The 12,614-nt window shown below is 65.4% G+C and carries 10 protein-coding genes; 9 read left to right on the top strand and 1 reads right to left on the bottom strand.

Annotated elements, in window-relative coordinates:
- Window positions 1-4: 4 nt before the first annotated feature.
- The 3 genes from VIN30_RS03065 (at window position 5) to ispF (ending at window position 4,243) form a co-directional block, all read left to right on the top strand.
- Window positions 5-2,533 carry a homocysteine S-methyltransferase family protein gene (locus tag VIN30_RS03065; protein ID WP_338209201.1) on the top strand — a complete coding sequence of 843 codons (2,529 nt, stop codon included), beginning with the start codon at window positions 5-7 and terminating at the stop codon, window positions 2,531-2,533.
- 75 nt (window positions 2,534-2,608) lie between these two features.
- Entirely contained in the window at window positions 2,609-3,451 is an 843-nt protein-coding gene (gene ispD / locus VIN30_RS03070; protein ID WP_338209203.1) for a 2-C-methyl-D-erythritol 4-phosphate cytidylyltransferase, read from the top strand.
- 297 nt (window positions 3,452-3,748) lie between these two features.
- Window positions 3,749-4,243 carry a 2-C-methyl-D-erythritol 2,4-cyclodiphosphate synthase gene (ispF, locus tag VIN30_RS03075; protein WP_338209205.1) on the top strand — a complete coding sequence of 165 codons (495 nt, stop codon included), beginning with the start codon at window positions 3,749-3,751 and terminating at the stop codon, window positions 4,241-4,243.
- Here ispF and VIN30_RS03080 read toward each other — a convergent pair.
- Window positions 4,240-5,865 carry a response regulator transcription factor gene (locus VIN30_RS03080; RefSeq protein WP_338209208.1) on the bottom strand — a complete coding sequence of 542 codons (1,626 nt, stop codon included), beginning with the start codon at window positions 5,863-5,865 and terminating at the stop codon, window positions 4,240-4,242. The two genes, ispF and VIN30_RS03080, sit on opposite strands and share 4 nt — an antisense overlap.
- Window positions 5,866-6,142: 277 nt before the next feature.
- On the opposite strand from VIN30_RS03080, the gene VIN30_RS03085 reads away from it, so the two are divergent.
- From VIN30_RS03085 to VIN30_RS03110, 6 genes are all read left to right on the top strand, one after another.
- Window positions 6,143-8,422 carry an oxidoreductase gene (locus VIN30_RS03085; protein WP_338209210.1) on the top strand — a complete coding sequence of 760 codons (2,280 nt, stop codon included), beginning with the start codon at window positions 6,143-6,145 and terminating at the stop codon, window positions 8,420-8,422.
- A 130-nt stretch (window positions 8,423-8,552) separates the two neighbouring features.
- Window positions 8,553-9,248 (top strand): DUF3990 domain-containing protein, encoded by a 696-nt coding sequence (locus VIN30_RS03090; RefSeq protein ID WP_338209212.1) that lies wholly within the window; start codon window positions 8,553-8,555, stop codon window positions 9,246-9,248.
- Complete coding sequence (locus VIN30_RS03095; protein ID WP_338209213.1) at window positions 9,236-9,892, top strand: helix-turn-helix domain-containing protein; 657 nt, start codon at window positions 9,236-9,238, stop codon at window positions 9,890-9,892. The genes VIN30_RS03090 and VIN30_RS03095 overlap by 13 nt, the downstream gene beginning before the upstream one ends.
- Before the next feature lie 155 nt (window positions 9,893-10,047).
- Entirely contained in the window at window positions 10,048-10,659 is a 612-nt protein-coding gene (locus VIN30_RS03100; RefSeq protein WP_338209214.1) for an RNA polymerase sigma factor, read from the top strand.
- A complete protein-coding gene (locus VIN30_RS03105) occupies window positions 10,604-11,284 on the top strand; it encodes a hypothetical protein (RefSeq protein WP_338209216.1) in 681 nt (226 codons plus the stop codon). The genes VIN30_RS03100 and VIN30_RS03105 overlap by 56 nt, the downstream gene beginning before the upstream one ends.
- A 341-nt stretch (window positions 11,285-11,625) precedes the next feature.
- Window positions 11,626-12,396, top strand: coding sequence for a GTP pyrophosphokinase (locus VIN30_RS03110; RefSeq protein ID WP_338209218.1), 771 nt, complete (start codon window positions 11,626-11,628; stop codon window positions 12,394-12,396).
- Window positions 12,397-12,614 lie beyond the last annotated feature (218 nt).

Here is a 12,614-nt window from a genome sequence, read left to right on the forward strand (position 1 = left end):
TGCCATGGGATGCAAGCGCGATGTGCGCATAGCCAACGATCACCTGCGGCGAGTGCTCGCCCGCGAGGACTTCCTGCTCTTCGACGGCGGCATGGGCACGCTCGTGCAGGAGGCGGGCCTCGCGTCGGTTCACGAGAACCCCGACCTGCTGAACCTGACGCACCCCGATGAGGTCGCGGCCATCCAACGCCGCTACGTGGAGGCCGGCGCCCAGTGCATCACCACCAACACCTTCGGCTCAAACCGCCTGAAGCTGGAAGGGGCCGGTGCCGCGGTGACCGAGGTGTACTCTGCCGCCGCCCGGTTGGCGCGCGCGGCCGGGGCGCCGCTCGTGGCCGGCGACATCGGGCCCACCGGCGCCCTGCTCGCGCCCTTGGGATCGCTTTCCTTCGACGAGGCCTACGACATCTTCGCCGAGCAGGCCCGCGCGGCCGAGGCGGCCGGGTGCGACCTCATCGTGGTGGAGACCATGACCGACCTTCTGGAGGCGAAGGCTGCGGTGCTGGCCGCCGTGGAGCAGACCGCGCTGCCGGTGTTTGCCACCATGAGCTTCGGCGAGGACGGCCGCACCTTCCTCGGCACCACCCCGACCATCGCCGCGTCCACGCTGTCGGCGCTGGGCGCTGCGGCCGTGGGCCTCAACTGTTCACTCGGCCCCGACGAGCTGGCGCCCCTGGCCGCTGAGGCCGCGCCCTTCGCGCGGGGGCTGCTCATGGCGCAGCCCAATGCGGGGTTGCCGCGGGTGGAAGGCGGCCGCACCGTGTTCGATGTGGGGCCCGACGAGTTCGCCCGGGCCATGGAGCCTATTCTGGATGCGGGTGCCACCGTGGTGGGCGGCTGCTGCGGCACCACGCCGGCGCACATCGCCGCCCTCGCCCGGCTGCTGCGCGATCGGCGATGCGGCGCGCCCACCTACGCGCCGGCCTTCACAGTGACGGGCGCCCAGGCTATGACGAACCTGCCGGCCGGCGAGGCGCAGGTGGCCGTCATCGGCGAGCGCATCAACCCCACGGGGAAGAAGAAGCTCAAGGCCGCCATTCAGGCCGGCGACTTCGACTACCTGGTGGGCGAGGCCGTGGCCCAGGTGCGGGCCGGTGCCGACATCCTGGACGTGAACGTGGGCGTGCCCGGCATCGACGAGCCGGCCGTGCTGCTGCGCGCCGTGGAAACGCTGCAGGCCACTTGTCCCGCGCCCCTGCAGCTGGATTCCGCCGACCCCGCCGCCGTCGAGGCGGCCGCGCGCCGCTATGCGGGACGCCCCATGGTGAACTCCGTGAACGGGAAGGCGGCGAACCTGGCGGCGGTGCTGCCCGTGGTGGCGCGCTACGGCTGCACGGTGGTGGGCCTCACCCTGGACGAGGACGGCATCCCGCCCACGGCCGAGGGGCGCCTCGCCATCGCGCGGCGCATCGTGGACGCCGCCGAGGCGCACGGCATTCCCCGCGAGGATGTGGCCATCGACTGCTTGGTCATGGCCGCCGCCACGAACCAGGCCGAGGTGCGCGAGATTCTGCGGGCGGTGACGCTGTGCAAGCAGGAGCTGGGCGTGCGCACCGTGCTCGGCGTGTCGAACGTGAGCTTCGGACTGCCCGCGCGCCCGCTTGTGAACTCGGTGTTTTTGGCAGCTGCCTTCGGGGCCGGGCTCGACATGCCTATTTTGAACCCGCTTTCGGCCCGCTACGCCGACACGGTGGCCACTTTCCGCGTGCTGAACGGCCAGGACGCAGGGGCCATGGAGTTTCTGGAAGGCTACGCCGCCGCGACCGACCCCTACGACGGTCCGGCCGCCACTGGTGCCCCCAGCTCCCCTGGTGCTGCGGCTGCGCCCGCTTCCGCTGCCGCCGCCGAGGAGTGCCCCGTGGCCGTGACCGAGGCCTTCGCCGACGATGCCGAGGCCGTGCGCGCCATGGTGTCGCTCGTGCTGCAGGGACGCCACGCCCCCATGGCCGCCGCCACGGCCGACCTGCTTGAGCGCCACGACGGCATCGCTATCATCAACGACGTGTTCGTGCCGGTGCTCGACGAGGTGGGCCGCCGCTACGACAGGGGCGCCTTCTTCCTGCCCCAGCTCATGGCTTCCGCCGAGGCCGTGAAGGCCGGCTTCGACGTCATCCGCGCCCAAACCGCCGACGCCGCGCCCGGTGCTGCCGCCTCCGCGGTCGACAGCGAGCGTGCCATCATCGTGGCCACGGTGGAGGGCGACATCCACGACATCGGCAAGAACATCGTGAAGATGCTGCTGGAGAACTACGGCTTCCCCGTCATCGACCTCGGCCGCGACGTGGCTCCCGAGGCAGTGCTCGCCGCCGTGCGCGACACCGGCGCGCGCCTCGTGGGGCTCTCGGCGCTCATGACCACCACGGTGGGCGCCATGGAGCGCACCATCGCGCTCGTGCACGAGGCGTGCCCCGAGGTGGCGCTTATGGTGGGCGGCGCGGTGGTCACCGAGGACTTCGCCCGTTCCATCGGCGCCGACTTCTACGCCAAGGATGCCGCCGAGTCGGCGCGCATCGCCACGGCGTTCTTCGGCTGATGGCGGCGTGTCTTCGCGCGTCTTTGCACTATACTAGGAACGACACTGAAAACACCGCGCCCCAAGGGGGATGCCATGACCCAGATTATCGACCCGATCTTCGAGCCTTCGGTTCTGCAAGAGCCCACGCTGCTCGGAGAAGATTTCAATTTTGACGCCCTAGCCTGCCCGCTTCTGCAACTGCAGGGCAAAGTGGACAAGAACCCGCAGACCGCGGCCATCATTCTAGCCGGCGGCACGGGCGAACGCTTCGGCAAGGAGGGCGGCAAGCAGCTGGTGGAAATCGCCGGCAAACCCATTCTCACCTGGTCAGCCGAGGCCTTCGACGCCGTGGGCGATGTGGGTCTTATCGTCATCGTGTGCCCTGAAGACCGCATGCGCGAGTACCTGTCGCGGGCCATCGATCCGTTCCCCTTTGTCACGCCGGTGGTGCTGGCGCCCTCGGGTTCCATCCGCCAGGAATCGGCGTTTGCGGGACTGGAGATGGTGGGCGACGAGTACGAGTACGTGGTGCTGCACGACGGCGCCCGGCCGCTCGTGTCGCCTGAGTTGATCGAGCACACCATCAACACCGTGAAGGGCAACTTCGACGCCGACGGTGCCGTGGTGGCTCACCCGGCGGTGGACACGCTGAAGGTGGTGGAGGACGGCGTTATCGTGGGCACGCCCGATCGCAGCGTGTTCTGGAATGCCCAGACGCCCCAGGTGTTCCGCACCGGCATCTACCGCCGCGCCCACGCGAGCGCCCTTTCCGACGGCTTCGTAGGCACCGACGACTCGTCGCTTATCGAGCGGCTCGGTGGCCGCGTGCTCGTGGTGGAAGGCAAGCGCGACAACATCAAGCTCACGGTGCCCGAGGACTACGTGCTTCTGGCCAGTGCCGTGCGCACCATGCTTCTGAACTCCGAACATCGATAGCGCGCCGTTCGCGGCATTCTTCTGGGTTCGGGGCACCGGTGGCGCGCCGTTTGCCCCAGCGGGGCGAGTGGGTTCGGTCGGCGAGAGAGGCTTTTTCTGCGGCAAATCGGGAGTTATGAGCGTCTGCAGAGGGGCCCTTCCACATCGCTCAAAAATCGCAAGCTTGTGACCTGGTGTTTTGTAAAACGACAATTTCGGAATGCGCGCAGATGCCTCTTCTTGACGCTCATAACTCCCGATTTGCTGCAAAATCAACCCCTTTCGACGACCGAAAGGGAGAGGGCGAAAGGAGCCTACATGAACGACCTGCGCAACCTGCGCACGGGCCTGGGGATGGATGTGCATGCCTTCGCTGAAGGCCGCAAGCTCATCTTGGGCGGGGTTGACATCCCGCACCATCAGGGCCTTTTGGGCCACTCCGACGCCGACGTGCTCGCCCACGCCATCTCCGACGCGCTTCTGGGGGCGGTGCGCGGGGGCGACATCGGCAAGCTGTTCCCCGATACCGACCCGGCTTACAAAGATGCCGACTCGCTGAAACTGCTGGCCGAGGTGGCCGCCTTTGTGCGCGAACAGGGTTTCGAAATCATCGATGTGGACAGCGTCATCGCCGCCCAGGCGCCGAAGCTGTCGCCCTATCGCGACGCCATGCGCGAGAACCTGGCGGCTGCCATGGGCCTTCCCGTGGAGAACGTCGGCGTGAAGGCCACCACCACCGAGCATTTGGGCTTCGAGGGCCGTGAGGAGGGCATCACCGCCTGGGCCACCTGCCTCGTGTATCGCTCCGCTTAGTTTTCCGGATGTGATTGCAGAAGGTCGATCAGGGCCTGGCGGGAGGACACCTCGCATTTTTCATAAATGTGGCGGATGTGGGTCTTCACGGTGCTCTTGGAAAGCACCAGTTCCTGTTCGATGTAGGGAACGTCGCGGCCTTTCGAGATGAGCCCCAGGATCTCCCGCTCGCGGGGCGAAAGGCGGTGGGCCTGGGCGAACGCATCCAAATGGGCCTCGGCGAGGTCCTCATGCTGAAGGAGGGCGGCTGTTGGCGCATCCTCGGTTCCTTCGCCGATGTTTTCGACATCGTCTTCGGCAGCGCTCGGACGACAAGTCGCCCCGCGTCGCACGATTTCGTAGACATGGGGCATGGGCCCCAGCAGCAGCGCCACCAGAACCAGTACGCCCGCGCCGCCGAAGATGGTGCGGTTGGTGAAGTCGAACAGGTCGAGGGCCGGATTCAAGTATAACGTCATGACGAGCACGTCGGCCACGGTCATGGCCAGCGCGCACAGGCACGCGAGCCGGGCGAGGGGAATAAGCCACGCGCGCGGTGGGCAGTCCTGGTAGTAGCGCAGCAGCGCCATGATGATGAAGACGAGGATGATGACGCGTCCGGCCTCGGCGACGCTGATGGGTGCTCCGCCGGGAAGGTGGTAGGGGAAGGTCACGAACCCCACCGCCACGGCGAAGAACCCCACGGAGCACACCAGCGGGAGGCGCAGGTGCCCGCGCTCTTCAAGCAGAAGGGCGGCACCGGAGAACAGGGCGATGAGCAGTGCGGCGATGAGGGCCGGCTCGGTGAGGTTGCCGAGGGCCGCCGCAGCAGGGTCGCCGGTCAGCGGCGCGAACAGGGGGCTCGCCTCCGAGAAGAGCGACACAGGGAACAGGCTGAGCAGCAAGTCGGCCACGAACACCGAGATGATGATGGAGAGCGAGAGCACTCGGGGGAGGGGTGCGGATGCCGGAGCGAAGCACTCGGCCTGCGCTGTGTTGTCGGCATCCCCGGAATGGTGGTCGGCGTCGTCGTCGCAAGGAAGGTCACTCGCGCCTGCCCGCGGTTCGCCGAGCTGCGCCGCCAGGCCCAGGCCCATGGCGACGGGCGCTACCAGGCAGGCTCCGAGCAGCAGGATGCCGCGCGGCATGAGGCTGAGGGCGACAAAGGCGATGCTGGCGCCAAGCAACGCGCGAACGACCTGAAGGAGCGCGTCGCGCGGCGCCTTGTCGGAAAAGGCGAGCCACCAGAGGTACCCGGCTGCGGCCAAGGAGGCGCCGAGCAGCGCGTCGCCCAGAATCATAGGTACTGCTGCCTCGTCGAAGAGCATTCCCGTCCGCAGCAAGATGGCGGCGCTCGTCGTGCAGGCCAGCAAGAACGGCGGCGCGACGGTGTTCGGGGCGTGGCTACCACTCGTAAGGACCGGCGTGCCGAATGCGCCCCCATTGCTCCGCGCCGCCGCCAGGCATCCCGCGAAGCCCGCGAGCAGTCCCGCGTCGCAAGACAATGTCAGCGGAATTTGGCAGGCGGTGCCCACCGCCAATGAGGGGTACAGCGCACCCGACAGCAGCGTGCTCAGCGCCAGCCAGAAATAGCAGCCAAGACCGATGCCCGCAGACAGCGGCTTTGCGGACTTGAATGTCACGGTCCCTCCTTTCTTCGTAGATTATAAAGGCTCACCCTGCCTTGTTCCTATCGTACTAATGGGTCGATGCTGGAAAAATTTCTCCATTTACGTCCATCGGGTCGATGCGCTGAACTGGGCATCCGCCCTAAAGTGCCCTCATCCCCGCCAGATGCGCCTCAAAGCCCCATGCCGAGGTGACGAAAAGTTTTGGTAAGCACGCAGGCTTTCAGAGGTGCCAGGCGAAGCAGGAAGACGGAACGGAAACGTGCCGAAGGAGAGAAAGGGAGGCTCGGCTATGAGCACGATGGAAGAGACGAACACAGTAGCAGCGGTGAGCCGCCGCGGGTTCTTGGGCGGCATGGGCGCGGCGGCCTTGGGCGCCAGCGCGCTCGGCCTCGGGCTTCTGGGCGGATGCGCGCCACAGCCCAAGGCGGCTGAGGCCGGCGGTGATGCATCGTCCCCGGCGCTGTCGCAGACGGGAAGCGCCGCATCGCCCTACGCGCAGATCAATCCCCAGGATTGGAGCTTCACGACCAACAGCATCGAGGACTTCGCCAGCACCACCATGTTCTCCGAGCTGAAGATCGGCTCGTTGACGCTGAAGAATCGCCTCATCAAGTCGGCGGCCAGCTCCATGGTGCCCAACGAGGAGCAGAAGGCCGTGGCCTATCACGGCCGCATCGCCGCCGGCGGCATGGGCGCTGTGCTTGTCGAGGGCAGCTACATCATGCTGGAGCGGCTGGACAAGCGCGTGAACGTGGCCGACAACGACATGCGCATGACCATCGAAGAGAGCCCGCTCAAGGCCATCTGCGACGAGGTGCACAGCCATGACGTGCCCTGTCTCATCCAGATGAAGACGGCGACCCCCGGCATCGTATATTTGTGGGAGAACATGGGCGAGGAGGGCGAGACCCACAAGGCCAGCCTGCTGTCGGCCGCCGACATCCAGATGTATATCGAGGACACCATCGACGGCGCCGCCCGCCTGCAGGCCCTCGGCTTCGACGGCATCGACCTGAACGCCGCCGGCGACAACCTGCCTGCACGGTTCTTCTCGCGCTTCGGCAACGACCGCGCCGCCGACGACCCCTATGGTCCGGCCACCATTGAGAGCCGCACCCGCATCGCCTGCGAGGTCGTTCGCGGCATCAAGGAGCGCTGCGGCGCGGACTTCGTGGTGCAGGTGCTCGTCAACGGCGCCGAGGAGAACGACGGCGCTCTCGGCGACAACGCGCTGGTGAACACCCCCGAGGAGACCGCGGCCATCTGCCAGGCGCTCGAAGCCGCCGGTGCCGACGCCCTGGAGCTGCGCCTGGGCACTTTCGCCTTCCACGAGGCCCAGTTCGTCAACGACGGTGCCTTCGCCGGTTACGGTTACGACGGCGCCACCAGCTTCGGTACCTTCTACGACTTCGACAGCCACTTCAGCGGGCTGCTCGACGGATCCCATTCCGGCTGCGGCCTCATCATGGGCGCCTGCCGCTACGTGAAGCAGCACGTGGGCATCCCCGTGGGCGGCGTGGTGTTCATGGATCCGGCGCTCGCCCCCGACTACTTCGAGAACGCCCTGAACGAGGGGTGGCTCGACATGATCTATATGCACCGCCCCGTGGCCAACTGCGATGCGGAGTACGCCAACAAGCTGCGCGAGGGTCGTATCGACGAGATTCGCCCCTGCTGCCGCTGCCTGAACTGCCTGGGCGGTCTGTGCCGCGTGAACCCCTGCAACAACTCGGTGTTCACCGACGCCATGCCCGAGGGCTACGAGGTGCGTCCGGCCGACGGCGACAAGAGCGTCATGGTCATCGGCGGCGGCCCTGCCGGTATGGAGGCGGCGCGCGTGGCCGCCGAGCGCGGGTACGCCGTCACGCTGTACGAGAAGAACGGCCTGGGAGGCCTTCTGGACTTCGCCGAAATGGTGAAGGGCAAGCACGAGAGCCTGGGCCGTTTGCGCACCTATCTCTCCCATATGCTGGAGGTGGAAGGCGTCACCGTCGTTACCGGTCAGGAAGTGGACGCCGCCTTCGTGCGCGAGCAGAGCCCCGATGTGGTCATCGTCGCTACCGGCGGCGTGCGTCCGGAGCTGGCGGCCTCGGGCACCGCGACCACGTCGGTCATCTCCGTGATCGACTTCCTTTCCAGCGAGATCGGCGAGCGCGTGGCAGTGCTCGGGTTCAACGCCCAGGCCACTGATACGGCCCACTACCTCATCGCCCAGGGCAAGAAGGTGACGGTGATCGCGCCGGAGCCTGTCGAGGCCTTCGGCACCGGCCAGGCCATGATGCTGAACGCCTTCGTGAAGCCTGCCTTCTTCGCCGCCGGTGGTCGTCTTATGCCCGAGTGCACGTTGAAGAGTGTGGGCAACGGCGAGATCGTCGTCACGAACAGCTTCGGCATGGATGTCACGCTTGTCTGCGACTGCGTGGTGGATGCCTCCACCATGAGCCCCAACACGGCCCTGGCCGACGAGCTGTCCGGCGAGTTCGACGTGCACGTGATCGGCGACGCCGCCGAGCCGCTGAGCATCCAGAACGCCATCACCACGGGCAACCTCACCGCCCGCAACTGCTAGGACGCGCGGCGCATCCCATCCTCACCCTCCCAAGCAGAAGGCCGACTCGCGTCGGCCTTCTTCCTTTTCGTGGGCTACCGATATGTTATGCTATCACTAAAGTGATAGTAACAATGGCAGAGGGGTATCTGTGCTTGATGCAGGGGAATTCTTTGGGCGCGGGCATCTTGCCCTCTTCCATGGGTCGCGGGAGGTAGTGGCGCGGCCCGCGTTCGGGCGAGGCAACGTGCACAACGACTACGGTCGCGGCTTTTACTGCACCGAGTCGCCACAGCTCGCAAGCGAGTGGGCTTGCCCGACCTTGGAGGACGGCTACGTGAACGAGTACCTTCTGCAAACGCAGGGGTTGGCGCTGATCGATCTTTCCAGCACCGAGTACTCCGTTCTGAACTGGATTGCCGTGCTGCTTGGGCATCGCGCCTTCGAGCTGCGCCCCGGGGCTATGGCGGAGGCGCGGCAATTCATGGTGGAAACCTATGGAGTCAATCTGGAAGGAGCCGACCTGGTGCATGGCTATCGGGCCGACGATTCGTACTTCGCTTTCGCCCGAGCCTTCCTTGACAATCGCATCGGCGTCCGAGGTTTGGAAAAGGCGTTGTTCAAGGGCGGTCTCGGCTACCAGATCGTCTTGCGATCGCAAAAGGCGTTCGGGCACATCGCCTTCCAGCAAAGCACTCTGGCCGAAGGGCAGGTGTGGAATCCGCTCCGCGTTGTTCGCGACAGTCGAGCCCGGGCGGCGTGGGAAGCTCTGGAAGTGGAGTCCTTGTACGACCGGGACGACGTGCGTGTGATCGACTTGATGAGAGGTGCCTCATGGGGCGCGTAGAATACGCCGTGATCTCGCTGCGCGACGACACCTATCTGGAAGACATTCAGGAGACGCTGGGTGCCTTTTTCGACATAGGCGTGAACCAGTGGGGCGTTGGGGGAGAGGCCCTGGCCGAGGCCTTCCTCGCATCGGGCATTGCCCGTGAGTTCGAACGGCGCAACCCGGTTTTCGTGGCCGGCAAGTCGGCGCTCGATCTGCTGCAGATAGCTGCGCCGTTTGTGGCGGCTACCGACGAGCCTCCCCAGGAAGCACGCGTGAGTCCGAGTGAGGAATACTGGCTGGGCTGGATCCTCGGCTTCTACCAGGTGCGTACGGGGCGTCCGTACCGCCAGGTGCTCGATATCGTGCCCTTTGATGAGCTTTTGGGCATGTACTATCCGCTGCACGAGGCACCCGAGGCGAAGTTCGTCGAGGTGTTGGACGCGCGCCTGGCCGCCGCACCGTTGCCGACGCGACTGAAGCGCCAGCGCGAACTGTGCGGTATAACCCAGGAGGAGCTGGCCGAGCAGTCGGGGGTGAGCCTGCGCTCTATCCAAATGTACGAGCAGCGGCAGAAGAACATCAACCGCGCCTCAGCTGAGACGGTCTACCGCCTCGCCTGCGCCCTGCACTGCTCCATGGAGGGCCTGCTGCAGTTCTAGATTGATTTTCGCTTTCCAAATAATTTCTCGAACCATCGCACATTTTCAACGTCCCAAACGTATTACCCTTGAAAGGCCTTTTACGGAAGACGGGGCCGGGCGGCAGGCTAGCGGCTGCCCGGCCCCGTCGACCATGTGGACAAGAGGGAAGTTTCGTGGACAACCGCCAGTACCGACAGATCGTCGATGCCCACGCTGACATGGTGTACCGCATCGCGCTCAACCAGACGCGACGGGTGCCCGATGCCGAGGATGTGGTACAGGCGGTGTTCCTGAAGCTCTACGAGAAGCCACCGGTGTGGTTTGGCGATGGGGCCGGGTCCGACGGCAAGCACGCCGCGGGAGTCGTCGCAGAATGCGCAGACGCCCGCGACGAGCGTCTGCGTGCGTGGCTCATCCGCGTCACAGTGAACGAGTGCAAGAGCCTCTGGCGCAGCCTATGGCGCCAGCGGGTCGAGCTGCGGGACATTCGCGACGACGAGCCGCCGCCTTTCGAGGAGCCGGCATTCTCCGAACCGGCGCACGAGGCGCTGTACGCGGCGCTCGGCGAGCTGCCCGAGAAGTGCCGCATCGTGGTGCACCTGTTCTACTTCGAGGACATGGGCACGCGCGAGATCGCCGCGACGCTGGGCATCAAGGAGCCCACGGTGCGCACCCGACTTGTCCGTGCAAGGAAACTACTCAAGCAATCGTTGAAGGAGGCGTGGGACGATGAGCAACCAGAGCCGCTACCGGGCCATGATGGGCGAGGTCCATGCCTCTGCTGATCTGATCGGAAAGGTAAAGGGCATTCCCATGGAGAAGACGAAGAAGCGCGGCATCGCGCTGCGGTTGGCCACGGCGACGTGTGCGGGCCTGCTCGGCGTGTTCGTGGTGACCAACGGCGTGTGCTATGCCGCTACGGGTGAGACCTGGGTGGAGAAGGCCACCGTGTGGGTGAACGGCGAGCCGATGGAGATGGATGTGCAGATGCAGCAGGACGGTGACACCGTTGTCGGCACGATCGAGTACACCGCGGAAGATGCCGATGGCACCGGCGGCGATGTCGCGATCACCATGTCGGCGGAAGGCGGCGATTTCAGCGGGACCACCTATGAAATCAAGGACTACACCGCTGAAGGTGCCGGCGCGGCGGACGCGGCGGGTGCCATGGTGCTGGAATCTGACGACGGCCACGTGCTGCTCGCCCCGGGCGACGGCGCCGCGGTCGAGCCCGTCGACATCACCGACCAGCTGGCGGCCAAGGGCGCTGCGACGGGCACCTACGAAGCGAACGGCATCACCTATGTCTACCAAGTATCTGGCGAGCCGGGCAACTGGAACGTGAACGTGGAGGCACAAGGTGACGCGACCGCCCAGGCCGCGCCAGCTGCCAGCGTGGAGGCGCAGTAGGGCTTCATATCCTGCGGTTTCTGCCGACCTGCAACTCCCGTCTCGGGTACATCCTGGGACGGGAGTTTTTTTTGCGAGAGCCATCGGGGTGTCGCAATGGCCTGGAGGCGCCGAATTAGCTCGGAATCGCTGAATTATCTCAGAGGCCCCGAATTGGCTCGGAATCGCCGACTTTGTTACCGTGAACAACCGTTTTCGGCTCTAGGCGTAATACCTGGCAGCCGTTTTGCCAGATGATGTATTACCGTTGGTGTTTCTCGCGCGAATTCGGTAACAAAGTCGGCGATTCCAAGCCATTTCGACGCACAATAGAATCGAGACGCCGAAGGAAGGAAACGAGCATGGCGAAGCAGGTGGAGCAGATGTTCAATCATGCGGTGGTGCGTCTGCGCGAGGGGCAGAGCGCGCTTGACACGCTGCACGAGCATCGCGAGGAGCTGGCGAACCAGATGCTCGCGCGGCTTGCCGGCAGCGACGACTTCGCCGCCATGCTCGAGCGTAACTTCGCGCCCTACCGTCGCCTTATGACCTACTACGAGTGCGCCATGATGGAGGTGGAAACCAAGTTCCGCGTGCTGGACGCCGAGTTCGGCCTGCAGCACGACCGAAACCCCATCGAGTCCATCAAGTCGCGCCTGAAGAGCACCGACTCCCTGGCGAAGAAGCTCGTGCGCAAGGGTTTCCCCATGTCGGTGGACTCCATCGAGGAGAACATCTTCGACGTGGCCGGCGTGCGCGTGGTGTGCACTTTCCCCGAGGACATGTTCTCGCTGGCCGAGTCGCTGCTCGCCCAAGACGACGTGCGGCTCATCGAACGCCGCGACTACGTGGCCGCCCCGAAGCCGAGCGGGTATCGCAGCCTGCACCTCATCATCGAGGTGCCCATCTTCCTGGAGCACGAGAAGCGCCACGTGAAGGTGGAGGTGCAGCTGCGCACCATATCCATGAACTTCTGGGCATCGCTCGAGCACCAGCTGCGCTACAAGAAGAGCCTCGCCGAGGAAGACGCCGCTGCTGTGGCCGCCGAACTGGCCGATTTGGCCGATGCCGCTGCCGATCTGGACGCCCGCATGCAAGCCCTGCGCAACTTCCTCGACGCTGGGGGAGAGTAGGACACGTACGGCATGGCGGAAATGGCCGGTTTGGTTCCTGGGGAGGGGACCAAACTCCTGATTTTTGGCGAACTTTTCACGAGCGGTTTACCAGGCATTATGATGCATTTCCCCTGGTCATAGGGCTGGGCGAAAACAAGGGGTTTGGTATTGTCCTCGGGAACCAATTAAGCTGTTTCTGACATTGCCCGTGCTTTGCAACGCCCAGCACGGGCAAT

Origin of the sequence: Adlercreutzia wanghongyangiae, from assembly GCF_035989245.1 — a bacterium.
GTDB classification, from domain to species: Bacteria; Actinomycetota; Coriobacteriia; order Coriobacteriales; family Eggerthellaceae; genus Adlercreutzia; species Adlercreutzia wanghongyangiae.